The sequence below is a fragment of the Actinacidiphila cocklensis genome (assembly GCF_907177275.1).
Lineage (GTDB): Bacteria > Actinomycetota > Actinomycetes > Streptomycetales > Streptomycetaceae > Actinacidiphila > Actinacidiphila cocklensis.
Genome location: NZ_CAJSLV010000059.1, coordinates 27,444 through 50,146, shown reverse-complemented (window position 1 = coordinate 50,146; position 22,703 = coordinate 27,444). Strand labels below are relative to the sequence as shown.

At 72.7% G+C, this 22,703-nt stretch carries 22 protein-coding genes and 3 tRNA genes; 15 read left to right on the top strand and 10 right to left on the bottom strand.

Translation table 11 applies throughout. The annotated features are described in order from the left end of the window. The first annotated feature begins 132 nt into the window (after nt 1-132). The 3 genes from NFU81_RS19360 (at nt 133) to NFU81_RS19350 (ending at nt 3,028) form a co-directional block, all read left to right on the top strand. Nucleotides 133-1,527: an aspartate aminotransferase family protein gene (locus NFU81_RS19360; RefSeq protein WP_251491593.1), complete on the top strand. Its 1,395-nt coding sequence runs from the start codon at nt 133-135 to the stop codon at nt 1,525-1,527. A gap of 101 nt (nt 1,528-1,628) precedes the next feature. Further along, the gene (locus tag NFU81_RS19355; protein WP_251491591.1) at nt 1,629-2,321 is read left to right on the top strand and encodes a GntR family transcriptional regulator; all 693 of its coding nucleotides are present in this window, start codon (nt 1,629-1,631) and stop codon (nt 2,319-2,321) included. 53 nt (nt 2,322-2,374) lie between these two features. After that, nucleotides 2,375-3,028, top strand: coding sequence for a hypothetical protein (locus tag NFU81_RS19350; RefSeq protein WP_251491589.1), 654 nt, complete (start codon nt 2,375-2,377; stop codon nt 3,026-3,028). An 80-nt stretch (nt 3,029-3,108) separates the two neighbouring features. On the opposite strand, the gene NFU81_RS19345 is transcribed toward NFU81_RS19350, so the two are convergent. After that, nucleotides 3,109-3,864 carry an SLATT domain-containing protein gene (locus NFU81_RS19345; protein ID WP_251491587.1) on the bottom strand — a complete coding sequence of 252 codons (756 nt, stop codon included), beginning with the start codon at nt 3,862-3,864 and terminating at the stop codon, nt 3,109-3,111. A 197-nt stretch (nt 3,865-4,061) separates the two neighbouring features. Here NFU81_RS19345 and purD point away from each other — a divergent pair, with 197 nt between their 5' ends. The 4 genes from purD to NFU81_RS19325 all read left to right on the top strand — a co-directional run bounded on the left by purD (nt 4,062) and on the right by NFU81_RS19325 (nt 10,508). Next, nucleotides 4,062-5,324: a phosphoribosylamine--glycine ligase gene (gene purD, locus NFU81_RS19340; protein WP_251491585.1), complete on the top strand. Its 1,263-nt coding sequence runs from the start codon at nt 4,062-4,064 to the stop codon at nt 5,322-5,324. Between the two features lie 451 nt (nt 5,325-5,775). Continuing rightward, on the top strand, nt 5,776-7,500 hold the full coding sequence (locus tag NFU81_RS19335) for a hypothetical protein (RefSeq protein WP_251491583.1): 1,725 nt from the start codon (nt 5,776-5,778) through the stop codon (nt 7,498-7,500). A 475-nt stretch (nt 7,501-7,975) separates the two neighbouring features. Then, complete coding sequence (locus tag NFU81_RS19330) at nt 7,976-9,463, top strand: N,N-dimethylformamidase beta subunit family domain-containing protein (protein ID WP_251491581.1); 1,488 nt, start codon at nt 7,976-7,978, stop codon at nt 9,461-9,463. 142 nt (nt 9,464-9,605) lie between these two features. Next, complete coding sequence (locus tag NFU81_RS19325; RefSeq protein WP_251491579.1) at nt 9,606-10,508, top strand: phosphoribosylaminoimidazolesuccinocarboxamide synthase; 903 nt, start codon at nt 9,606-9,608, stop codon at nt 10,506-10,508. 78 nt (nt 10,509-10,586) lie between these two features. Here the strand turns inward: NFU81_RS19325 and NFU81_RS19320 are convergent. From NFU81_RS19320 to NFU81_RS19305, 4 genes are all read right to left on the bottom strand, one after another. After that, nucleotides 10,587-10,659: transfer RNA gene (locus NFU81_RS19320), tRNA-Gly, on the bottom strand. Nucleotides 10,660-10,857: 198 nt separating this feature from the next. After that, nucleotides 10,858-10,930 (bottom strand) — tRNA-Gly (locus NFU81_RS19315). 83 nt (nt 10,931-11,013) lie between these two features. Continuing rightward, nucleotides 11,014-11,085: transfer RNA gene (locus NFU81_RS19310), tRNA-Gly, on the bottom strand. A 166-nt stretch (nt 11,086-11,251) separates the two neighbouring features. Further along, nucleotides 11,252-11,569 (bottom strand): histone-like nucleoid-structuring protein Lsr2, encoded by a 318-nt coding sequence (locus NFU81_RS19305; protein WP_033177966.1) that lies wholly within the window; start codon nt 11,567-11,569, stop codon nt 11,252-11,254. A 428-nt stretch (nt 11,570-11,997) separates the two neighbouring features. Between NFU81_RS19305 and purS the strand changes: the two genes are divergently transcribed. From purS to purL, 3 genes are read left to right on the top strand one after another with little or no spacing between them, the layout of a single operon-like run. Continuing rightward, nucleotides 11,998-12,243 (top strand): phosphoribosylformylglycinamidine synthase subunit PurS, encoded by a 246-nt coding sequence (gene purS / locus NFU81_RS19300; protein ID WP_031516589.1) that lies wholly within the window; start codon nt 11,998-12,000, stop codon nt 12,241-12,243. Next, nucleotides 12,240-12,920, top strand: coding sequence for a phosphoribosylformylglycinamidine synthase subunit PurQ (gene purQ / locus NFU81_RS19295; RefSeq protein WP_251491577.1), 681 nt, complete (start codon nt 12,240-12,242; stop codon nt 12,918-12,920). Before purS ends, purQ begins: the two co-directional genes overlap by 4 nt. After that, nucleotides 12,917-15,166, top strand: coding sequence for a phosphoribosylformylglycinamidine synthase subunit PurL (gene purL, locus NFU81_RS19290; RefSeq protein ID WP_251491575.1), 2,250 nt, complete (start codon nt 12,917-12,919; stop codon nt 15,164-15,166). Before purQ ends, purL begins: the two co-directional genes overlap by 4 nt. Before the next feature lie 25 nt (nt 15,167-15,191). On the opposite strand, the gene NFU81_RS19285 is transcribed toward purL, so the two are convergent. Together NFU81_RS19285 and NFU81_RS19280 are read right to left on the bottom strand one after the other, a co-directional pair. Next, nucleotides 15,192-15,989 (bottom strand): phosphotransferase, encoded by a 798-nt coding sequence (locus NFU81_RS19285; RefSeq protein ID WP_251491573.1) that lies wholly within the window; start codon nt 15,987-15,989, stop codon nt 15,192-15,194. Between the two features lie 47 nt (nt 15,990-16,036). Next, entirely contained in the window at nt 16,037-16,810 is a 774-nt protein-coding gene (locus NFU81_RS19280) for an SDR family NAD(P)-dependent oxidoreductase (protein ID WP_251491571.1), read from the bottom strand. A gap of 94 nt (nt 16,811-16,904) precedes the next feature. Between NFU81_RS19280 and NFU81_RS19275 the strand changes: the two genes are divergently transcribed. Then, on the top strand, nt 16,905-17,723 hold the full coding sequence (locus NFU81_RS19275; protein WP_251491569.1) for a helix-turn-helix domain-containing protein: 819 nt from the start codon (nt 16,905-16,907) through the stop codon (nt 17,721-17,723). 52 nt (nt 17,724-17,775) lie between these two features. After that, nucleotides 17,776-18,207, top strand: a complete 432-nt coding sequence (locus tag NFU81_RS19270; protein WP_251491567.1) for a GNAT family N-acetyltransferase — start codon at nt 17,776-17,778, stop codon at nt 18,205-18,207. Nucleotides 18,208-18,217: 10 nt separating this feature from the next. Here the strand turns inward: NFU81_RS19270 and NFU81_RS19265 are convergent, their stop codons facing one another. Both NFU81_RS19265 and NFU81_RS19260 read right to left on the bottom strand, forming a co-directional pair. Further along, nucleotides 18,218-19,150: an NAD-dependent epimerase/dehydratase family protein gene (locus NFU81_RS19265; protein WP_251491565.1), complete on the bottom strand. Its 933-nt coding sequence runs from the start codon at nt 19,148-19,150 to the stop codon at nt 18,218-18,220. A gap of 103 nt (nt 19,151-19,253) precedes the next feature. Further along, complete coding sequence (locus tag NFU81_RS19260; protein WP_251491563.1) at nt 19,254-20,234, bottom strand: tetratricopeptide repeat protein; 981 nt, start codon at nt 20,232-20,234, stop codon at nt 19,254-19,256. Nucleotides 20,235-20,369: 135 nt separating this feature from the next. Here NFU81_RS19260 and NFU81_RS19255 point away from each other — a divergent pair, with 135 nt between their 5' ends. Then, on the top strand, nt 20,370-20,987 hold the full coding sequence (locus tag NFU81_RS19255) for a Uma2 family endonuclease (protein ID WP_251491561.1): 618 nt from the start codon (nt 20,370-20,372) through the stop codon (nt 20,985-20,987). Nucleotides 20,988-21,033: 46 nt separating this feature from the next. On the opposite strand, the gene NFU81_RS19250 is transcribed toward NFU81_RS19255, so the two are convergent. Next, a complete protein-coding gene (locus tag NFU81_RS19250) occupies nt 21,034-21,252 on the bottom strand; it encodes a prevent-host-death family protein (RefSeq protein ID WP_251491560.1) in 219 nt (72 codons plus the stop codon). Nucleotides 21,253-21,304: 52 nt separating this feature from the next. Here NFU81_RS19250 and NFU81_RS19245 point away from each other — a divergent pair, with 52 nt between their 5' ends. Next, nucleotides 21,305-21,811: a DinB family protein gene (locus NFU81_RS19245; protein ID WP_251491558.1), complete on the top strand. Its 507-nt coding sequence runs from the start codon at nt 21,305-21,307 to the stop codon at nt 21,809-21,811. A gap of 233 nt (nt 21,812-22,044) precedes the next feature. Next, on the top strand, nt 22,045-22,614 hold the full coding sequence (locus tag NFU81_RS19240) for a Uma2 family endonuclease (protein WP_251492160.1): 570 nt from the start codon (nt 22,045-22,047) through the stop codon (nt 22,612-22,614). Nucleotides 22,615-22,703 lie beyond the last annotated feature (89 nt).

The following is a 22,703-nucleotide window of genomic DNA, read 5'->3' as shown; positions in this document are numbered from 1 at the left end:
TCTTCCCCCCGCCGCTGCATTCGGCCCCCGAACCCCAGAGCGAAGAATATGCGTAGGAAGGCCAGGGGCTACCAGGTGGTCATTCCCCGCTGTCCGTATGCCGTCCGCGGCGCGGAAACCTAGCCTGGGCACATGACCACTCCGTCCTCCCCGGGCGCCGCCCTCGCCGACGCAGACCCCGCGACCGGGGCCGCGGTCAAGGCGGCCGACCGGGCACACGTCTTCCACTCCTGGTCGGCGCAGGAGGTCATCGACCCGCTCGCGGTGGCAGGCGCGGAGGGCTCGTACTTCTGGGACTACGACGGCAACCGCTACCTGGACTTCTCCTCGCAGCTGGTCAACACCAACATCGGCCACCAGCACCCGCGGGTCGTCGCCGCCATCCAGGAGCAGGCGGCCAGGCTCGCCACCTTCGCGCCGGCCTTCGCCATCGACGTCCGCTCCGAGGCCGCGCGGCTGATCGCCGAACTGACCCCCGGCGACCTGGACAAGATCTTCTTCACCAACGGCGGCGCCGAGGCGGTGGAGAACGCGGTGCGCATGGCGCGGCTGCACACCGGCCGCCCCAAGGTGCTCAGCGCCTACCGCAGCTACCACGGCTCTACGTCGGCCGCGATCAACCTCACCGGCGACCCGCGCCGCTGGGCCTCCGACACCGCCTCCGCGGGCGTGGTGCACTTCTGGGGCCCGTACCTCTACCGCTCGCAGTTCCACGCCTCCGACGAGGCGGAGGAATGCACCAGGGCGCTCGAACACCTGGAACAACTCATCGCCTTCGAAGGACCGCAGTCCATTGCCGCGGTGATCCTGGAGACCGTCGTCGGCACCGCGGGAGTCCTGATCCCGCCGGACGGCTACCTCGCCGGGGTGCGCGAGCTGTGCGACCGCCACGGCGTCGTCTTCATCCTCGACGAGGTGATGGCCGGCTTCGGACGCACCGGCAGGTGGTTCGCCGCGGACCACTGGGACGCCGTACCCGACCTGCTGACCTTCGCCAAGGGCGTCAACTCCGGCTACGTGCCGCTCGGCGGCGTCGCGATCTCCGAGCGTATTGCCGCGACGTTCGCGACCCGCCCCTATCCCGGCGGGCTCACCTACTCGGGGCACCCGCTGGCCTGCGCCTCCGCCGTCGCCACCATCAACGCCATGCGCGACGAGCAGATCGTGGAGAACGCCGCGCGCATCGGCGAGACCGTCCTCGGCCCCGGCCTGCGGGACATCGCCGAGCGGCACCCTTGCGTCGGCGAGGTCCGTGGCATGGGCGTCTTCTGGGCGCTCGACCTGGTCAAGGACAAGATCACCCGCGAGCCGCTGGTGCCGTACAACGCGGCGGGCGCCGACAACGCCCCCATGGCCGAGTTCGCCGCCGCCTGCAAGCGCTCCGGCCTGTGGCCCTTCGTGAACATGAACCGCACCCACGTCGTCCCGCCCTGCACCATCACCGAGGCCGAGGCCAAGGAGGGCCTCGGCCTGCTCGACGAGGCCCTGAACGCCGCCGACCGGCACACCACGGCCGCGGCGGGCTGAACCCGCCGCAGCGGGCCTCATACGGCCGCGCCCCGCCGTATCGTGTGCGGCGGGTGTGCGGCGGGAAGCCACCCGCAGCCGCGACGCGACAAGGAGACGCCATGCCGGAGGTCGGCGGCCCGGCCACGCCGGTGCGGCGCACCAGCCTGCGCCAGCAGATAGCCGACGCCCTGCGTGACGAGGTGCTCACCGGCCGGCTCCAGGCCGGGCGGCACTTCACCGTCAAGGAGATCGCCGAGCTGTACGGCGTCTCCGCCACCCCGGTCCGCGAGGCCCTCGTCGACCTGGCCGCACAGGGCCTGCTCGACGTCGAGCAGCACCGCGGCTTCCAGGTGCGGCAGCTGACCGCGGCCGACTTCCGCTCGCTCAGCGAGGCGCGGCTCTTCATCGTCGAGGCGGCCTTCCGGCAGATCGCCGAGAGCGGCATGGGCGACCTGCCCGCCGCCGCCGTGGCCTCCGTACGCCGCCGCGGCGAGGCCGCCGCCCGCGCCGCGCAGACCGGCAGCCTCGACGTACTGGTCGGCTGCGACCTGCGCTTCTGGCGGGAACTGACGGCCATCGGCGGCAACCCGCACATCTGCGAGTTCCTCGACCGCATCCGCACCCAGAGCTGGGTCTACGCCGTCCCCCACCTGCGCGCGCTCAGCGACCCCGCAGGCGTCTGCTGGGCCGGCCACGTCGCCCTCGTCGACGCCGTCGCCGCCCGCGACACCGCGGCCGCGTACGCCCTGACCACCGAAGCCGACGCACATACCCGCGCCCTCATAGAAAAGCTGGCGCCCGCACGCTCCTGACGCGACAGGCGCAGCCGATTTAGGCTGTACGCCCCCGACCGGATGGAGTGTTCGTGGCCTGCGACCTGTGGCTGGTGCCGCTGGTGGATGTTCTCTGTCACAGCCCGGAAAACCCGTTCTCCGAGGAACTCGCCCGCTACGACAAGGCACTGAGCGACGCCGGGCAGCCGCCCGTACCGGTCTACGCCTACATGCCGGGCCTCTCCGGTGACGTCGGCCCCGTCGCCTGCTTCGACTACGACGCCCTGCACTTCCTGCGCCGCGCCTACCTGCTGAGCCTCCAGGGCCTTGAGGTCTCCCCGGTCGACGCGCTCGGCGGCGACTACGAGCAGCTGCTGGAGATGTTCGAGTCCACCGCGCAGCGCTCGCACCTGGTGTGGCACTACGACCACGCCGGCGCATATGTGCCGCTGGACTTTCCGCAGCCCGTCGTCAACGACGAGCTGCTCGAAGGCGGCGGACCCCTCGGCTCCAGCCACGGGCTGCTGCGCGAGCTGGAGTTCGTCGCCCCCGCGATCGGTATCGACCCCGCCAACCCCCCGCTCCCGCCGGCCCCGCCCGAGCGCCACACCACCCTCGAAGAGCCCGCCCTCCACCCGCCCACCGCCCTGGAAGGCCCCTTCGCCCGCGAACACCACGTCTGGCTCGGCCTCCACGCGGCGGCAACCCGGTCCCTGGGCCAGGGCTCGATGATCGTCTTCAGCTGAGCTCTGACGAGTCTCCCCCCCCCGTGCCCGCACGTGCCTGCCCGGGTGCGCCCGACGACGTGCCTCCGCCGGGGCGGGAATCAGCTCTGGCGGGGGTTCTCCGGGGGGCGCTGGCGGGGCATGCTCGGGCGCGTGCCGGGGTGGGGGAGGCGGGGTGTGAGGGGGACGTCGGGGCGGGGGGAGGACCAGGTCGGGGACTGGGTGCGCAGAGGGGTGCCGCCCGCGGTGCGGGAGCCGAAATCCAGCATCCAGTCCGCGGTCTCCATCCGCACCAGGTCGGCGACGTCGTCGCAGAAGCGGCGCAGGATCGCCAGGCAGCGCTCCGCCGCCTCCGCCGCGGTGCCCTCGGTCGGGCCGAGGACCTCGCGGACGCTCTCCGACGCCCAGTCGAAGCGCAGCTGCTCAAGGCGGCGCTCGACGCCCTGAGCGGTGCCGACGTCCCGCATCCAGCCCGCGGTGAGGCCCAGCACGCGGTCCACTGCCACGCACACCGTGGCGAGCAGCAGCGCCAGATACCCCCAGGCCGACGTGGAGCCAACGGTGCCGGTCAGCTCCACCAGCGGCAGCGCCGCGCCCACCGCGGCGAACACCACGGCGCCGCAGCGCAGCGCCTGGGCGGCGCGGCGCTTGCCCACCCTGTCCCGCAGGTACCAGTCGGCCGTACGCAGGGCGCCGGACTCCGCCCAGCGGTACAGCTCTTCGAGGCGCTCCGCGGGCTCGCCCCAGTCGCCCAGCGGGAAGGGCAGCGCCCGCAGGTCCTCCCTCTGGTGGTGCAGCGCCCGCCGCTCAGGCTCATCCCGAGGGGCTTCCTCGGGAAACATGTCCGGCTGGCTCACTGCACGCTCCCTCGATGACGTCCGGCGCTCCGCGGCCGTGATGAAGGTCTCTTCTTAGCGCCGAACGGCTGAGCGTGGGGTGGGTGATGCGGGATTTCCGCCCGTACGGGCTGCGTGATCAGGTATAGGCCGCCGAATGCGGTCACCCGAAAGAGTGAGGGCGGCCGGTGGTCGCAGGGGCCACTACCCTGGTGCGCGTGAAGGTCCTTGTCATCGGCGGCGGCGCCCGCGAGCACGCCCTGTGCCGTTCCCTGTCCCTCGACCCCGACGTGACGTCGCTGCACTGCGCTCCCGGCAACGCCGGTATCGCGGAGGTGGCCGAGCTGCACCAGGTCGACGCGCTCGACGGTGCGGCGGTCGCCGGGCTCGCCGTCTCGATCGGGGCGGACTTCGTCATCGTCGGCCCCGAGGCCCCGCTGGTCGCCGGGGTCGCCGACGCCGTACGCGCGCGCGGCATCGACTGCTTCGGCCCCAGCAAGGAGGCGGCGGAGCTGGAGGGCTCCAAGGCCTTCGCCAAGGACGTCATGGCAGTGGCCGGCGTACCGACCGCCCGCTCCTACGTCTGCACCAACGCCGAGGAGATCGACCGGGCGCTCGACGCGTTCGGAGCGCCGTACGTCGTCAAGGACGACGGGCTCGCCGCGGGCAAGGGCGTCGTGGTGACCGGTGACGTCGCCGGCGCACGGGCGCACGCGCTCGCCTGTGTGGCCGCGCCCGGCAGGGTGGTCATCGAGGAGTACCTGGACGGCCCCGAGGTGTCGCTGTTCGCCGTCACCGACGGCGAGACGGTCGTGCCGCTCCAGCCCGCGCAGGACTTCAAGCGCGCACTCGACGGCGACGAGGGACCCAACACCGGCGGCATGGGCGCGTACTCACCGCTGCCGTGGGCCGACCCGAAGCTCATCGACGAGGTCGAGCGGACGGTGCTCCAGCCGACCGTCGACGAACTGCGGCGCCGCGGTACGCCCTTCGCGGGCCTGCTCTACGCCGGGCTCGCGATCACCTCGCGCGGGGTGCGGGTCATCGAGTTCAACGCGCGCTTCGGCGACCCGGAGACGCAGGTCGTCCTCGCCCGGCTGAGGACCCCGCTCGCCGGGCTGCTCCGTGCCGCCGCCACCGGGCAGCTCGCGGCGTATCCCGCGCTGCGGTGGAGCGAGGGCGCGGCGGTGACGGTGGTCATCGCGTCCTTCAACTACCCGGACACGCCGCGGACCGGCGATCCCATCACCGGGCTCGACGCGATCGCGTCGCTCGGCGGCGACGCGTACGTCCTGCACGCCGGGACGCGGCGGGAGGACGACGGGCGCGTCGTCAGCGCCGGCGGGCGCGTGCTCTCCGTGACCGCGACCGGGGCGGACCTCGCGGTCGCCCGCGAGCGGGCGTACCAGGCGGTGGACTGCGTCGGCCTCGACGGCGGGCACCACCGCAGCGACATCGCCGCGGCGGTGGCCGGCGCGTAGCGCTTTTCCCGCGGTCCGCCCGTTCGTGCCGGGCACGCGTCGCGCCCGGCCCTTCCCCGGTGGAGGGCCGGGCGCGCAGTTTCCCCGCGTCCCTCGGTGGGCGCCCCTTACCGTTGCCCGCTGCCTTGGCCGCCGTCGTGGCCCGCCGTTCTGCCCCAGGGCTTCGCCTGGGGGTACCCCCACGCGCCCCTGGGGAGGGGGCCAGGGGGTCGGGGAAAGCAGGCACTCCATCGGGCGGGCGGGGGAAGTTCAGGGGGAAGCCACTCCAAGGAGTGACGGGTCGGCCGTATGGATGACTGGTTCGCGGGGGGCGAACTAGGGTGCCGCGGAGGCGCACTGCGGGACATTGCGGCAAACAGCCGTACGGCCATTGCGATGTCGGTGAGCGGTGCGACAGTGGGGGGAGGCCGTCACCGGGGCGGTCGCCACAGCGCAGGGGGTGAGCCGCCCGATGGCCGGAGAAGCAGGCGAGGCAGTGGCGCGGACCCGCGCGCTGGCGGTGCTGCGCATTCGCGGGGCCGCGCTCGGCGCGGTGCTGCTGCCGGCGGCGGCCGCGGTGGTGCTGCAGGCGGCCCGGGCGACCGGCCGGATCGACGGCGGGGTGTGGGACGGCGTGCGGTGGGGCGTGACGGGCGCCGCGCTCGTCGTGCTCGCGGTGGCGGCGGCGGTGGCCGCGGTGATCGTTCGGGCGCGGCCCGCGGTGAGCCCCGCGGTGCCGGTCTCCAAGAGCGCCGCACCCGACCTGCACCGGATGGTGCAGGACCTCGCCGACAAGCTCCAGGTCCCGCTCCCCTCGGGGATAGAGCTGACACCCGACTGCGACAGCTGGCTGGAGGACCGCAGGCCCGCCGCCGGCGACGCCGAGCGGCGCCCCGCCCCGGTGCTGGTGATCGGCTCGCCCTTCCTGTGGTGGATGCGGGTCGCCGAGCTGCGGGCACTGCTGGCCCCCGTGGTCGCGGGCACGGGCGCGGCGGCCGACCCGGAGATATACGCGGCCCGGCGCTTCGTACGGGGCCTGGACGCCGCGGTCGGCGTGGCCGCGCAGGGCAGGCAGCGGCATTCGGTGCTGCTGCGGCCGGCGTACGGCTTCCTCGGCTGGGCCACCCGGCTGCTGCTGCGCGGGTGCAGTGCGCATGTCGCGGAGATGGAGCGGGGGGTGGCGGCGTCCGCGTCCGAGCGGGCGCAGGCGGTCGACTACGGGCTGCGGATCGTCGCGCAGGAGCAGGTCGGACTCGCCTACGCCGGGTGGGACCGCCTGCTGACGCGGGTCGCGCTGCCCGCCTGGCGGATGGGCCGCTGGCCGTCCCGGCTGGACGCCGGCGTGGTCGCCGCGCTGACCGAACTGTCGCGGCGCGACCGGCTCGCCGACGGTTTCGAGACCAGGCTCAGTGAGCGGCCGGCCTGCGACCTGCTCGAAGAGCCGGGCGTGGTGGACGAGGCGGTGTCGCTGCTGGCGGCCCGGCTCTTCCACGGCGGCCCGTGCCGTACCGGCCCCGACTGGGCGCCGGTGAGCTGGGCGCGCTACCCGGAAGAGGTCGTGGACCGGATCTGGCGGGCGGAGGCCGCCCGGCTGGTCCAGGTGCTGGACGAGGTGCGGCCCGGCGCGCGCGCCCTGGCCGCGGAGGCCGGCGTCGCCGGTGGCGGGCCGACGCCCGAGGCCGCCCCTGCGCTCGGGGCGCGGGGGCGCGGGCTGCTGCTCGGCGGGCGTACGGCGCGCCGCACCGCGGGGGACCTGGACGGGGTCCCGGCGCTGCGGGACGAACCCGGGCGGGCCACGCTGGCCCGGGTCATCGAACGGCTCGCGGCCGGGGGCAGCGAGGAGTTGGCGGCGCGGATCGGGGCGCTGGTCGCGCAGGACGAGGCGGTAGCGGCTCCCGCCGAAGGGGCGGCGGCCGAGATACCGACGCCGGTCTACCAGCTGATGCCGCCCCGCACCGGGCGTGAGCTGCTCGCCGACCACGTCACCGCGATGGTGTGCTGTGCGGCCGTCGACACGGCCGGGGCCGGCGCCGGGCTCGACTGGCTCGACGGCCCCGCCCTCGTCGTCGACGGCGCCCGCCGCGGTGACCTGAGCTGGCCCGTTCTCCGCCTCGTCGAGAACGGTGATGCGGCGCCCTTGCGGGCGTGGCTCTCGGCGATCGGTGTCCACGCGGAGAAGTCCGTCCGCCTGGCCTGAGCATCTGCCCGGGCGGCGCCTCAGGAGCCCCCGCCCCGCGCGGTGGGCTTCGCACCTTGCGGTGTATTGGGGGTGGGCTCGCAGTTCCCCGAGCCCCTGGAGAACGCTCACCCTCTCCCCCCAGAGGGCACCCATCAGGGGCGCGTGGGGGTACCGCCAGGCGAAGCTCTGGGGGGAACGGAGCGCTCCGCCACGACGGTGGGAAAGACGTCCGCCCACCGCAAGGGCCTCCCCCTCCCCCGCGCGCGGGGGGACCGCGCGGGGTGCGCGGCGATCAGCGGGGCCGGCCCCACCCCCGGGGGCCGAGGCCCCGAGGGGGGTGGCTCGAAAGTGTGCCCGCGCACAAGAACTTTGGTGCATAAATTCACCACGAACCGTGACAGCCGCGCCGCATTCTGTGATGTGCTTGCCTCATACCGCACCGCTGCTCCGCCGTCCGCGACGGGGGGTGCGGTGGGGACGGAGGGGATGCGTGATGGCCGCAGAGCAGATCAGGCGGTGGGAGTCCGGTGCGCTCGCGCACGGGGTGTCCGATCCGTTCGGGCAGGGCCCGTTGCCGTGGCTGCGAGGGGAACCGGTGTATCCGGGGGACGACGGTCAGGTCGTGCCCTGGTACGTCGACCTGGCCGCGAGCAGCGGTGAGGCGCCTCGGCGGCCGCATCTGCCGGGGCCGCGGATGGCGGACGACGTGCGGCGGCAGATCAAGGGCTTCGCGTCGGCCGGGGCGGTGGCCCCGGGCGACGCGGTCGACTTCCGGATCACCGTGGACCCGCCGCAGGAGTTCACCGTCGACGTCTACCGCATCGGCCACTACGGCGGCGACGGCGCCGCCCAGGTCAGTGCGAGCCCCCGGCTGTCGGGGATCGTGCAGCCGGCCCCGCTGGCGGCGGGAAAGACGATTTCCTGCCACCACTGGTGGCAGTCCTGGCGGCTGCAGATCCCCCCGCACTGGCGCACCGGCGCCTACGTCGCGGTCCTCACGACCGTCGACGGCTACCGCAGCCATGTGCCGTTCACCGTGCGGGACCCGGCGGCGCCCGCCGACCTGCTCCTGCTGCTGCCGGACGTGACCTGGCAGGCGTACAACCTGTATCCCGAGGACGGCAGGACCGGCGCCAGCCTGTATCACGCGTGGGACGAGGAGGGCCGGCTGCTCGGCGAGGAGGCGGCGGCCGGGACGGTGTCCTTCGACCGGCCCTACGCCGGTGCGGGCCTGCCGCTGCACATCGGGCACGCCTACGACTTCGTGCGGTTCGCCGAGCGCTACGGCTACGACCTCGCGTACGCCGACGCCCGCGACCTGCACGCCGGCAGGATCGATCCTTCGCTCTACCGCGGCATGGTCTTCCCCGGGCACGACGAGTACTGGTCGGTGCCGATGCGCAGGGCCGCGGAGTCGGCCCGCGACATGGGGACGTCGCTGGTCTTCCTGTCGGCCAACACCATGTACTGGCAGGTCGAGCTGGCGCCTTCACCGGCCGGCGACCCCGACGGGCTGCTGAGCTGCCGCAAGCCGCGCGGCGACACGCGAGGCCGCGGCAGCCTGTGGCGCGAGCTCGGGGAGCCGGAGCAGCTGCTGCTCGGCGTGCAGTACGCGGGCCGGGTGCCGCAGCCGTCGCCGCTGGTGGTGCGCAACGCGGGGCACTGGCTGTGGGAGGCGACCGGCGCGGACGAGGGCGACGCGATCGAGGGCCTGGTGGCGGGTGAGGCGGACCGTTACTTCCCGCGTACGGCACTGCCCGACTCCACCGAGCGCATCCTGCTCGCGCACTCGCCGTACGAGTCGGCGGACGGCCGCCGCTGCCACCAGGAGACGTCGCTGTACCGCTCGCCCAGCGGCGCGTACGTCTTCGCGTCCGGCACTTTCGCCTGGTCGCCGGCGCTGGACCGGCCCGGCCATGTGGACCCGCGCATCCAGCGTGCGACGGCCAATCTGCTGGATCGTATCTGCAAGCACGACTGACCGTTTCCGCAAGCACGACTGACCGTTTCCGCAGGCAGGACCGCCCCGGTCGACGAGCGCCCCCCGCAGCGCCCCGCGCGCGCCGCATCCGCTCCGGTGCGCGAGAATCAGGGGCTGAACCACCGATTGGGGAGGACGACCGATGCCCGGATTCGTCGACAAGCCGGAGCCCGTGCAGGTGCCCGGACTGGAGCACCTGCACACCGGGAAGGTGCGCGAGCTGTACCGCAGCGCCGCCGGCGACCTGGTGATGGTCGCCAGCGACCGCACCTCGGCGTACGACTGGGTACTGCCCACCGACATCCCCGACAAGGGGCGGGTGCTGACGCAGCTGTCGCTGTGGTGGTTCGACCAGCTGGCCGATCTGGTGCCGAACCACGTGATCTCGACCGAGGTGCCCGAGGGCGCGCCCGCGGACTGGGCGGGCCGGACGATGGTGTGCAGGTCGCTGCAGATGGTGCCGGTGGAGTGCGTGGCACGCGGCTATCTGACCGGTTCCGGCCTGCTGGAGTACGACGCGCACCGCACGGTGTGCGGCCTCGCGCTGCCCGAGGGCCTGGTCGACGGCTCGGAGCTGCCGGCGCCGATCTTCACCCCGGCGACGAAGGCCGCGGTCGGCGAGCACGACGAGAACGTGCCGTACGAGGAGGTGGCCCGCCAGGTCGGCACCGAGACCGCGGCCCAGCTGCGGCAGACGACGCTGGCGGTCTACGGGCGGGCGCGTGACGTGGCCAGGGAGCGCGGGCTGATCCTGGCGGACACGAAGTTCGAGTTCGGCCACGACGAGCAGGGCGAGCTGGTCATCGCCGACGAGGTGCTGACCCCCGACTCGTCCCGTTACTGGCCGGCCGACCTGTGGGACCCGGGGCACCCGCAGCCGTCCTACGACAAGCAGATCATCCGCGACTGGCTGACCTCCGGCGCCTCCGGCTGGGACCGCACCGGCCACACCCCGCCGCCGGACCTGCCGGCCGAGGTCGTCGAGCACACCCGGGCGCGCTACATCGAGGCGTACGAGCGGCTGACCGGCACCCCCTGGTCCTGAACCCCCTGACCCTGACCAGGACCCCTGGTAGGCATGACGAAGGCCCCGGTCACATGGACCGGGGCCTTCGCTTTGCTGAGCGGACGACGAGATTCGAACTCGCGACCCTCACCTTGGCAAGGTGATGCTCTACCAACTGAGCCACGTCCGCAGGTCGTGCAGATACTGTACCCGATCGGCCGAGCGCTCCGGAAACGGGTATCCGGCGACGGTCGCGGGACCCGCGGAGCGGATGTGAGACAGGCAACACAACGCGCAGGCGCGCAACGCATTGCGGGGGACACCTGGGGACGCGGAAGACGACACGACGAAGGCCCCGGTCACATGAACCGGGGCCTTCGTCTTACTGAGCGGACGACGAGATTCGAACTCGCGACCCTCACCTTGGCAAGGTGATGCTCTACCAACTGAGCCACGTCCGCAGGTCGTGCTGACCACTCTACCCGATGCGCCGCATGTCAATGACCGGGATCAATGACCGTGACGCATTCGCATAGGCGATCGGAGCGGGCGACAGGAATTGCACACTGCGCCTCCCCCCTGGAAGGGGGGCGCTCTACTACTGAGCTACACCCGCATGATGTCCGTTGACCTGGCCTTTCGGTCCTGCCCTCGGCGTGCTCCACACACTAGCGGACGGATGGGGGTGGCTGTCCAGTCGGCCCGGGTCGGCCGTGTCGCGCTCGTGGCAGGTGTGCGGCCGGCCGTGACCCGGCCGGCCGCACACCCCAACTGCCCTGCGCTCAGCCCGCCTTGTTGAACGCTTCGTAGACCTTCTTCGGAATGCGGCCGCGGGCCGGCACCTCGAATCCGTTCGACTGCGCCCAGGCCCGGACCGTCGCCGGGGTGGGGGCGATGGGGGTGCGCTTGTAGGCGCGGCCGGAAAGCGTGCGGCGGCGGCCGGCCTCGACGTAGGGCGCCAGCTCGTGGCGCAGTTTGTCCGCGTTCTCGGACGAGAGGTCGATCTCGTACCACTGCCCGTCGACGCCGAATGCGATCGTTTCCGCGGCCTCGCCGCCGTCGAGATCATCGGCGAGGGTGACCAGTACGCGTTGCGCCATGGGGAATCGGTCCTTTCGTACGTCGTCGGTATGCCCCCGCGATGACCGGCCGGTGTCGCCGGGGCCGGTGACCGGGCCGTGCCGCACGGGCCTTGCGGCCCGGAGCGGTACGGGTACGGCCCGGCTGTGTGTCGCGGGCACCCGACGCGCAGGTGTCGACAAATGTGCATTCAGGGCGGTGCTTGTGCGTTGTCACGGAATGGGACGGCAGATGTTACTGATAATTCCCGGCCGTGCGTCATCCCAAGCCTGTACGCCATCGGGACCCTATGATTTTCCGCCGCGTTTCCCCAGGTATTTTGACAGCCGATACATAAACGTGATGCATGATCTGCCGCTGATCGGACGGACGCCACATATCTACACGCGTAGAATTTCCCACCGGGTACGCTGGAGGGACCTCACGCACCACACCACCGGGAGTGCCAGTGGCACGCGTCGTAGTCGACGTCATGCTCAAGCCGGAGATCCTCGACCCCCAGGGCCAGGCGGTACAGCGAGCGCTGCCGCGCCTCGGCTTCGCCGGGATCTCCGACGTCCGCCAGGGAAAGCGCTTTGAACTCGAGGTCGAGGGGCCGGTCGACGACGCCGCCCTCGCCCGCATTCGGGAGATGGCGGAAACCTTTCTCGCCAACACCGTGATCGAGGACTTCGACGTAAAGGTCGAGTCGTGACTGCCCGCATTGGTGTCGTCACATTTCCCGGCACGCTGGACGACCGCGACACGCAGCGGGCGATCAGCATCGCGGGCGCCGAAGCGGTGCCGCTGTGGCACCGTGACAAGGACCTCAAGCAGGTCGACGCGGTCGTTCTGCCGGGCGGCTTCTCCTACGGCGACTATCTGCGGGCCGGCGCGATCTCGCGCTTCTCGCCGGTGATGGGCGCGATTGTCGAACAGGCGAACGGCGGAATGCCGGTGCTCGGCATCTGCAACGGTTTCCAGGTGCTGTGCGAAGCGCATCTGCTGCCGGGCGCGATGCTCAGGAACACCGGGCTCCACTTCGTCTGCCGCGACCAGAAACTGCGGGTCGAGACCTCGGCCACCGCCTGGACCGCGGACTACGCGGCCGGCGAGGAGATCTCCATCCCGCTGAAGAACATCGACGGCCGCTACACCGCCGACGAGCGCACCCTCGACGAACTGGAATCCGAGGGCCGGGTGGTCTTCCGCTACCAGGAACTGAACCCGAACGGGTCGCTGCGCGACATCGCCGGCATCAGCAACGCGGCGGGCAACGTCGTCGGCCTGATGCCGCACCCCGAGCACGCAGTGGAGCCGCTGATCGGCACCGGCCGCACCGACGGCCTCGCGTTCTTCACCTCGGTCATCAAGAAGTTGGTCACCGCATGAGCCTCGACACGGTCAAGCACGCCGCCGGGACACCCGAGTCGGCGCAGCCCTGGAAGGAACTCGGCCTCAAGGAGGACGAGTACGCGCGGATCAGGGAGATCCTGGGCCGCCGTCCCACCGGCGCCGAGCTGGCGATGTACTCGGTCATGTGGTCCGAGCACTGCTCGTACAAGTCCAGCAAGGTGCACCTGAAGCAGTTCGGCGAGAAGGCACCGCAGACCGACGCGCTGCTCGTCGGCATCGGCGAGAACGCCGGTGTGGTGGACGTCGGGCAGGGCTACGCGGTCACCTTCAAGATCGAGTCGCACAACCACCCCTCGTACATCGAGCCCTACCAGGGCGCGGCCACCGGCGTCGGCGGCATCGTGCGGGACATCCTGGCGATGGGCGCGCGCCCGGTCGCGGTCATGGACCCGCTGCGCTTCGGTGCGGCCGACCACCCCGACACCAAGCGCGTGCTGCCCGGCGTCGTCGCGGGTGTCGGCGGCTACGGCAACTGCCTGGGCCTGCCCAACATCGGCGGCGAGGTCGTCTTCGACCCCTGCTACCAGGGCAACCCGCTGGTCAACGCGCTGTGCGTGGGCGTCATGAAGCACGAGGACATCCACCTCGCCCAGGCGTCCGGCACCGGCAACAAGGTGATCCTGTACGGCGCCAGGACCGGCGGCGACGGCATCGGCGGCGTGTCGGTGCTGGCCAGCGAGACCTTCGACTCCACGGGTCCCTCGCGGCGGCCCGCGGTCCAGGTCGGCGACCCCTTCCAGGAGAAGCTGCTCATCGAGTGCACCCTGGAGATCTTCCGCGAGCAGCTGGTCGCGGGTATCCAGGACCTCGGCGGCGCGGGCCTGTCCTGCGCCACCTCCGAGCTGGCCTCGGCCGGTTCCGGCGGCATGCGGGTCGAGCTGGACACCGTGCCGCTGCGTGACGCGACGCTCTCGCCCGAGGAGATCCTCATGAGCGAGTCGCAGGAGCGGATGTGCGCGATCGTCGAGCCCGGCAAGGTCGACCGCTTCCTGGAGATCTGCGAGAAGTGGGACGTCATCGCGACCGTCATCGGTGAGGTCACCGAGGGCTCGCGGCTGGAGATCTTCTGGCACGGCGAGCAGATCGTGGACGTACCGCCGCGGTCGGTGGCGCACGAGGGGCCGACGTACCACCGCCCCTACGCCCGCCCCGACTGGCAGGACACCCTGCAGGCCGACGACGCCGGCCGCCTGGCGCGGCCCGCGAACGCCGAGGAGCTGCGCGCGCAGGTGCTCGCGCTGGTCGGCTCGCCCAACCAGGCGTCCAAGTCGTGGGTCACCGACCAGTACGACCGCTTCGTCCAGGGCAACACGGTGCTGGCGCAGCCCGAGGACTCCGGGGTCGTGCGCATCGACGCCGACACCAACCTCGGCGTGGCGCTGGCCACCGACGGCAACGGGCGCTACGCCAAGCTCGACCCCTACACCGGCGCGCAGCTGGCGCTGGCCGAGGCGTACCGCAACGTCGCGGCGACCGGTGCGAAGCCGCTGGCCGTCTCGGACTGCCTGAACTTCGGGTCGCCCGAGGACCCGGCGGTGATGTGGCAGTTCGCCGAGGCCACCCGCGGTCTCGCCGACGGCTGCCTGGCGCTGGGCACTCCGGTGACCGGCGGCAACGTGTCGCTGTACAACCAGACCGGGGACCAGGCCATCCACCCGACCCCGGTGGTCGCGGTGCTCGGCGTGATCGACGACGTCAACCGGCGTACGCCGATGGCGTTCAGCGAGCAGGGCCAGCTGATCCTGCTGCTCGGCGACACCCGCGAGGAGTTCGGCGGCTCGGCCTGGTCGCAGGTCGTCCACGACCACCTCGGCGGCCTGCCGCCGGCCGTGGACCTGGAGCGGGAGAAGCTGCTCGCCGAGATCCTCATCTCCGGCTCGCGCGACGGCATGATCGACGCCGCGCACGACCTGTCCGACGGCGGCCTGATCCAGGCGGTGACCGAGTCCTGCCTGCGCGGCGGCAACGGTGCCCGGCTGGTCGTGCCGGACGGGCTGGACGCCTTCACCTTCCTGTTCTCGGAGTCCGCGGGCCGCGCGATCGTCGCGGTGCCGCGCTCGGAGGAGCTGCGCTTCACCGACATGTGCGGTGCGCGCGGCCTGCCGGTCAGCCGGATCGGCGTGATCGACGGTGACGCGGTGGAGGTCCAGGGCGAGTTCGCGATCCCGCTCGCCGAGCTGGGTGCCGCGCACGAGGCCACGATTCCGGGCCTGCTGGTCTGAGCTCCACCCGGGGGGCGTACGCGGTTCAGTTCAACGCTGCCGCGTACGCCCCCCGGTGCGTGACCAGCCAGTCCTGCATGCGGTCCCAGCGCGCCCAACCGCCGTACCTGGCCACCGCCTCGACGTACACCGGGTCGCCGTCCGCGACCCGCCGTTCGACGAAGGCTCGGCCCACCGCGGCCGCCTGCTCGATCACCGCGGGCAGTTCCGCGCGCTCGGCGGCGTCCAGGCCGTACGCGTCGGCCAGCAGCCGCAGCCGCGCCAACTGGTCCAGGCCCGCCGGGTATTGGAGGGCGGCCGAGTCCGGGTCGAGCATCGGCACCCAGTAGCGGGCCGCCGTCGCCACGTCCCACAACGGCCGTCCGGGCGCGGCCAGGTCGAAGTCGATCAGCGCGACCGCCTCGCCCGCGCGGAAGACGACGTTCTCCGGGCACACGTCGTTGTGGCACAGCAGCGGGCCGCCCTCGGGGTCGGCCAGCACCCGGTCCCAGTCCGCCCCCGGGTCGAACGCGACGCCCGCGGCCGCGTCGTGCAGCCGCCGCAGCAGCCGGCCCACCGACCGCAGGACGTCGTCGGTCATCGCCCACGCGGGGAACGGCGGCAGGGCCACGTCCCCTTCCACGTACGTCAGTTGCTCCCGCCCGCCGCCGAGGCCGACCGCGGTCGGCGCCCCGTCGAACCCGCGCTCGCGCAGGCCGGCGAGATACGCGTGCACCCCCGCCGCGTTCCGCGACGCGGGCCGGTCCACCACCCCGCCGCGCCGGAACACCCCGCCGGCATTGGCCATCCCGCCGGCCAGCCGCTCCCCGTCTCCCACCGTCATGCGCGCCTCCCGTCCCGCCGACGCTACCGGTCGGGGGGCGCCCGGCGTCAGGCGAAACTGCGGACGGCGGTGATGCCGCCGTCGACCGGGAGCGTCACGCCGGTGACGTAGGAGGCGCGGTCGCTGAGCAACCAGGCGGCCGCCTCGGCGAATTCGGCTGCCTCGGCGACCCGCCCCAGCGGGGTCGCGCGGGCGACGGCGTCGGCGAAACCGGGTCCCGCGGCGAAGTACGCCTCGGTGGCGGAGGTGCGGGCGACGCCCGGCGCGATGGCGTTGGTGCGGATGCCGTGCCCCGCGTAGTCCGCGGTGGCGGCCTTCACCAGGCCGGCGAGACCGTGCTTCGCGGCCTGCTGCGTACCGTCGCCGAAGCCGCCGACCAGCGCGCCGACGCCGGTGTTCAGTACGATCGCGCCGCCGCGGCCGCCCGCGACCATGGCGCGCAACTGGGCGCGCAGGCACAGCCAGGTGCCCCGCAGGTTCAGCGTGTGGACCTCGTCCCAGGTGTCCTCGTCGCGGTCGGCGAGCGGGGCCGGTACGGGTCCTGCCCCGGCGTTGTCGAAGGCCGCGTCCAGCTGTCCGTAGGCGGCGAGCGCCGCAGACACCGGGCGCTGCGCGCCCTCCGCGGTCGTGATGTCCGCGGCCACGGCCACCGCCTCGGCGCCGCCCGCGCGCAACTCGGCTGCCAGCGCCTCGACTTCCGTGCCGGTGCGGGCCGCCAACACCAGCCGTGCGCCCTCCGCAGCGAACAGCCGGGCCGCGGCGGCCCCTATCCCGCGTCCCGCGCCGGTGACGACGGTGACCTTGCCTTCGAGGATTCCCATGCCGGAACCCTCGCGCCCGCGGCCCGCCCGCCACCATCGGCCGGGCCGACCCCGGGACGGCCAGACCCCCCTTGTGCTCGTCTACCGTTGGCCCATGGCCGACTCTGCGCTGGGGCACTTCCTGCGGGTGCGCCGCTCGACCCTCACCCCCGCCGAGGCGGGGCTGCCGCCGACCGGGCACCGCAGGACCCCGGGCCTGCGCAGGGAGGAGGTGGCGGCCAGGGCGGGCATCTCGCCCGACTACTACACCCGCCTCGAACAGGGCAGGCCGCGCGTCCCGACGCCCGCGGTGCTCGACGCGCTGGCGCGCGCCCTGCTGCTCACCGACGCCGAACGCGGCTATCTGCACACCCTGGCCGCCCCGCGGCGCCGGGATTCCGCCGCACCCGACCTGCCGGTCAGCCCTGCGGCCCTGGCGATGCTGGACGCCCTGGCCGACACCCCCGCCCTCGTCGCGGGACCCCGCTTCGACCTGCTGGCCTGGAACTCGCTGGGCGGCGCCCTGATGGCGGGCCTGGCGGTACGCCCGGCGCACGAGCGCAACCTGCTCTGGCAGGTCTTCTGCTGCCCCTACGGCGCCGAGGCGCCCGCCAACCGGGAGCCGGAAGGCTCGATCGGCGCGCAACTGGTCGCCGGCCTGCGGGCCGCGCACGCCGACCGCCCCGACGACCCGGCCCTGGCCCGCCTGGTGGCGCGGCTGTCCGCGGCGAGCCCCGAGTTCTCCGCCCTGTGGGACCTGCACAGGGCAGGCCCCCCGGGCGAGGGCGAGTTGCGGGTACGCCACCCCCGACTGGCCGCGTCCACCCTCCCGTACACCCTGCTGGCCCTCCCGACGCCAGGCCACCACCTCTTCGTGTGCCTGCCCCCGCCCGGCACCCGGGCGCCCTTCCGGGAGCTGGCCGCCACGGCGTGACCCGCGGGAAAATGGCTGGCCGGGGCCGCGGGCAGGCTGGTTGGGTGCGGGGATGAGTCACGAACTGCCGGACGGCTACGAGATATCCACCGACCCCGCACGGCTCGACGCCGAGCTGATCCACCGGTGGCTGTCGCAGGACGCGTACTGGGCGCTCGGACGCCCGCGGGAGAAGCAGGACGCGGCGATCGCGGGGTCCCTCAACTTCGGGGTCTACGACAGCGCGTCCGGCGCGCAGCTCGCGTACGCGCGGATGCTCACCGACCTGTCCACCCACGCCTGGCTCTGCGACGTCTACGTCGCTCCCGCCGCCCGCGGCAAGGGCATCGGGACGGCGCTGGTCGCCGCCGCGTGCGACCATCTCGCCCCGTACGGCCTGCGCCGCATCCTGCTGGCCACCGCGGACGCGCACGAGGTGTACGCGAAGGTCGGGTTCGAGCCGCTCGCGGACCCGGCGAAGTGGATGGCGCTGGGCGAGCAGTAGCCGCCGGATCTCAGGCCGGCTCCTCGGTCAGCGGCTCGGCGGCGAAGCCGTCGCGCCAGGCCGGATAGCGCGGCGCCCACTCCAGGGCCTTCCTGGCACGGGAGTTGTCGGCGCCGCGCAGCTGCGTCATGAAGGCCGCGCCCCACGCGCCCGCCGCGAGCCGGGCCAGCGCGGTGGGTACCTTCTGCGGCGCGGGGGCGCCGAGCAGGGCGGCCACCCCGGGCAGCCAGTCGCGCAGCAGCGCGGGCTCGTCGTCGACGATGTTGAGGGCGCCGGTCACCTCCGGGTGGTCGAGGGCGGCGACGACGGCCGCCGCGGCGTCCCGGGTGTGGGTGAAGGAGAAGGTGCCGCTGCCGTCGCCGACGACCGGCATCTTCCGCGCCCTGATCTGCGCCAGGCTCGACCCGCCGCGGCCGAAGGCGGTGCCGGGGCCGTAGAGGTGCCCGAAGCGAAGCACCAGTCCGCCGGCCTCCGCGGTGATCCGCTCCAGCGTTCTCAGCGCCTCCAGCGTCGTCGCCCACTGCTTGGGCGGGCGCCGCCAGAAGGGCGCGTCCTCGTCGGCCGCGCCGGGCGCCGGGTCGTAGGCGTAGGCCAGGCCCTGCGCGAGGAAGCGGCCGCCCGCGTCCTGGGCGGCCGCGGCCAGGGTCCTGGCGGACTCCGTGCGCAGCCGGTTGGTGAGCGCGAAGTCCCGTTCCATCTTCCGCGGGTCGATCTGCGCCGGGATGGCGGTGAGCAGGTGCACGACGGCGTCGGGTTCCGCCTTCCGCACCGCGGCGCCCAGCGCGTCCTGGTCCAGCGCGTCGACACTGACGGTCCGCACCCCGGCTGCCCGCTGCGGCCCCGGCGTGCGCGACAGCGCGACGACCTCGTGCCCGGCGGCGCTGAGCAGCGGCACGACCTGCCGCCCGACGACCCCGGTCGCGCCCGCGACGACCACTCGCATGATGACTCCCTCAACGTGTGCGGTGTTGCGTGACGCGATGAGGACGGGCGAGGGGTGCCGGGCGTGACAGTCGTGGATATGACGCCGGTCACAGGGCCTGGGGTCAGGCCTGCGGGCGGCGGGCACTTGCGAGCTGCCTGCGGGCGAGGGCGAGGTTGTGGCGGATCGCGCCCGCCAGGGGGTGGTTCGCGCCCAGAGCGCGTTCGGCGTCGGCAAGGAGCGGCTCGAACAGCTCGACAGCCCGCCGGGGATCGCCCGCCGCCCTGAGGATGCTCGCGGTGTTGTTGCGGGAGTTCAGGGTGTTCGGGTGGTCGGGGCCGAGGACGCGCAGGCGGTCGGCGAGGTTCTGCTCGTGCAGTTCGATGGCCCGTACCGGGTCTCCTGCCGCCCGGTAGGCCTGGGCGAGGTTGTTGCGGGTGGTCAGGGTGTTCGGGTGGTCGGGGCCGAGGACGCGCAGGCGGTCGGCGAGGTTCTGCTCGTGCAGTTCGATGGCCCGTGCCAGGTCGCCGGCCGACTTGTAGGCGGTGGCGAGGTTGTTGCGGGAGATGAGGGTGTTCGGATGGTCGGCGCCCAGGACCCGTAGCCGGTCGGCGAGGTTCTGCTCCAGCAGCGGGATCGCCCGGTCCAGGTCTCCCGACTGCTTGTAGGCCTGGGCGAGGTTGTTGCGGGTGGTCAGGGTGTTCGGGTGGTCGGGGCCGAGGACGCGCAGCAGGTCGGCGAGGTTCTGCTCGTGCAGCTCGATGGCCCGCGCCAGGTTTCCCGCCGACTGGTAGGCGTAGGCGAGGTTGTTGCGGGAGGCCAGGGTGTTGGGGTGGTCCGCGCCCAGCAGCCGGCGGTCGCCCTCGTAGGCGCGGCGGAGCTGGTCGATCGAGCGGGGCAGGTCCCCCTGCTCCTCCAGGAACTCGCCGGCGCGCCCCAGGAGCAGGCACATGCGGATGGTGTCGGTGGCGGGGTCCGTGTGGTCGGCCAGCGCGAGCACGTGCGGGATCAGGCGGCGCCAGACGGGCCAGGCCGCCGGGTCCTCGGGTTTCCTCGGCGCGGCTCTGCTCAGCAGCCGGGTGGCCTCGCCGCGGGCCGACCGCACGTGACCGCGGCTACGCTCGATTCCCGAGCGCAGAAGCGCATCGAGACGTCGAGTGTGATCATCCGGTCGCGTTCGGTTCTTTGATCGTTAGGGTGAGGAACCGAGCGTGAGTACCCGGGCACAGGGAGGTATGGGGTGACCGCGGTGGATGACCGGTCGCAGACGCGGGATCACGCGCTGACGCCAGAGGCCTTCGAGCATTTGGCATCACTTGCTGCACGAGAGACCGAAGGGCTTCGGCTGGAGCTCGTCGGCGGGAAGCTGGGAGTCAAGGCCGTGTCAGATGTGATCCACACGTCGATGACGATGTGGCTGGTGCGGCAGTGCATTCAGCAACAACCTGAATGGGATCTTCACGTCGGGCAGGGTCTCAAGATCGAGACCCACCGCAACGGCAGGGCGATCCCGGACGGGGTCCTCGCCCCCGTCAACCACCTCGTCGAAACGTCCCGCGGCGAGTGGGCCGAACCGGGCGGCGTGCTGATGACCGTCGAGATCACATCGTTCGATCGCGACACGACGCAGCGCGACCGTATCGACAAGCCGCGTGCGTACGCCGAGTCGGCGATTCCCGTGTATCTGCTCATCGACCGCGACACCCGCGAGGTCACCGTCCACAGTGAGCCGGACGGCGGCGTCTACCAGAAGCGGGTCATCGTGCCTTTCGGGAAGACTGTCGCCCTTCCTGACCCTGTCGGGATCGAGTTGGACACCCAGCGGCTCCTCACCTTGATGAGCGCCGAGGACGTCTGACCGGCCGGCCCGACGCCGAGTCGGCGGGGCCGGTGTGTGTGGAGGATCAGGCGTCGGGCCATGACGCGTTCGGCCCGGGCGTGAGCAGTCCGCGGGTCGTGTGCACGTCGCGGGCGAAGTCCTCGTCCGGCCGGTGTGCCGCCAGGATGGTGTTGAGGGCGGTGGCGTCGCCGGTCGGCGCGGGGCCGATCAGGCCCAGGCGGCGGCCCGCGCGGGTGATCACCGCGGTGAAGTTGCGTGACACGGCGGCAGCCGTCAGCCTCATGGCCTCAGAATATTGCCTCACGAGTGTTGTGGGCAGCGGACACAATGGCCCGGTGACCATCGACCGGCCCTGGCCTCCCAACATCGCCGACGAGCGCGAGACGCTGCGCGGCTTCCTCGACCACCACCGGGCGACGCTCGCCGTCAAGTGCGAAGGGCTGAGCGACGAGGAGTTGCGGCGGCAGTCCGTGCCGCCGTCGACGTTGAGCCTGCTCGGGCTCGTCCGGCACATGGCCGAGGTCGAACGCGCGTGGTTCCGCCGGGTCGTCGACGGCGAGGACGTCCAGCTCGTCTGGTCGGACTCGATGGACTTCCAGGTCGCCTACGACGCGACCGGCGCGACCCGCGCGGAGGCCTTCGCGGCCTGGCAGGCCGAGGTCGAGCACTCCCGCCGCATCGAGGCGGCCGCCCCCGACCTGGACGTCGTCGTCCACAACTCCCGTGGCCGGGAGGACCTTTCGCTGCGCACGATCATGCTGCACGTCATCCTCGAATACGGCCGCCACAACGGCCACGCCGACCTCCTCCGCGAGGCCGTCGACGGCACGGTCGGCGAGTGACCGCTGCGGGCATCCTCGGCCGCTCCCGCAGCCGACCTCCCGGCGGATCGCCGGGGGCACGACTACGCTCGATTCCCAGGCGCAGAATCGCGCCGAGACGTCGAGTGTGATCATCGGGTCACGCTCGGTTCGTTGATCCTTCAGGGTGAGGAACCGAGCGTGAGTACCCGGACACAGGGAGGCGCAGGGTGACCGCTGTGGACGACCGGCCGCAGACCCAGGATCACGCGCAGATGCTGCCGGAGACCTTCGAGGCCCTCGCGTCCCTCGCCGAGCGCGAGGAGGAGGGGCTGCGCCTGGAGTTCCTCGGCGGAAGGCTGGGGGCCAAGTCCCCGCCGGACGGGCTTCGTACGACCGTGACCATGTGGCTGGCCCGGCAGTGCGCCCAGCAGAAGCCGCAGTGGGGCCTCCACGTCGGACTCGGGCTCACGGTGGAGACGTACCGCAAGGGTCGTGCCCGTCCGGACGGGACGCTCGCTCCGGTCGGGCACTTCGTCGGTGCCGGCGAGTGGGGTGAGCCGGAGGGCGTGCTGATGACCGTCGAGGTCACGTCGTTCGACCGGGATACGACGCAGCGCGACCGTATCGACAAGCCGCGTGCGTACGCCGAGTCGGCGATTCCCGTGTATCTGCTCGTCGACCGTGACACCCGCGAGGTCACCGTCCACAGCGAGCCGGACGAGGGCGTCTACCAGAAGCGGGTCATCGTGCCCTTCGGGAAGACCGTCACCCTCCCCGACCCCGTCGGCATCGAGCTGGACACCAGGCAACTCACCACCTGGGCACGCGCCGAGGACGCCTGACGACCGGCCGGTCCTGCCCGCGGTCACCAGCCGCCGAGGAGCCCTCGGATCACGTGGGGCGTCAGCCATGACATGCCGAACCACAGCAG

Excerpts from the sequence above, each read along its gene's own strand:
- NFU81_RS19265 (WP_251491565.1), bottom strand. The coding sequence starts at position 19,150 with ATGCGAGTGGTCGTCGCGGGCGCGACCGGGGTCGTCGGGCGGCAGGTC.
- NFU81_RS19360 (WP_251491593.1), top strand. The coding sequence starts at position 133 with ATGACCACTCCGTCCTCCCCGGGCGCCGCCCTCGCCGACGCAGACCCC.
- NFU81_RS19270 (WP_251491567.1), top strand. The coding sequence starts at position 17,776 with ATGAGTCACGAACTGCCGGACGGCTACGAGATATCCACCGACCCCGCA.
- NFU81_RS19305 (WP_033177966.1), bottom strand. The coding sequence starts at position 11,569 with ATGGCGCAACGCGTACTGGTCACCCTCGCCGATGATCTCGACGGCGGC.
- NFU81_RS19280 (WP_251491571.1), bottom strand. The coding sequence starts at position 16,810 with ATGGGAATCCTCGAAGGCAAGGTCACCGTCGTCACCGGCGCGGGACGC.
- NFU81_RS19240 (WP_251492160.1), top strand. The coding sequence starts at position 22,045 with ATGCTGCCGGAGACCTTCGAGGCCCTCGCGTCCCTCGCCGAGCGCGAG.
- NFU81_RS19335 (WP_251491583.1), top strand. The coding sequence starts at position 5,776 with ATGGCCGGAGAAGCAGGCGAGGCAGTGGCGCGGACCCGCGCGCTGGCG.
- NFU81_RS19330 (WP_251491581.1), top strand. The coding sequence starts at position 7,976 with ATGGCCGCAGAGCAGATCAGGCGGTGGGAGTCCGGTGCGCTCGCGCAC.
- NFU81_RS19325 (WP_251491579.1), top strand. The coding sequence starts at position 9,606 with ATGCCCGGATTCGTCGACAAGCCGGAGCCCGTGCAGGTGCCCGGACTG.
- NFU81_RS19275 (WP_251491569.1), top strand. The coding sequence starts at position 16,905 with ATGGCCGACTCTGCGCTGGGGCACTTCCTGCGGGTGCGCCGCTCGACC.
- NFU81_RS19285 (WP_251491573.1), bottom strand. The coding sequence starts at position 15,989 with ATGACGGTGGGAGACGGGGAGCGGCTGGCCGGCGGGATGGCCAATGCC.
- NFU81_RS19355 (WP_251491591.1), top strand. The coding sequence starts at position 1,629 with ATGCCGGAGGTCGGCGGCCCGGCCACGCCGGTGCGGCGCACCAGCCTG.
- NFU81_RS19250 (WP_251491560.1), bottom strand. The coding sequence starts at position 21,252 with ATGAGGCTGACGGCTGCCGCCGTGTCACGCAACTTCACCGCGGTGATC.
- purL (WP_251491575.1), top strand. The coding sequence starts at position 12,917 with ATGAGCCTCGACACGGTCAAGCACGCCGCCGGGACACCCGAGTCGGCG.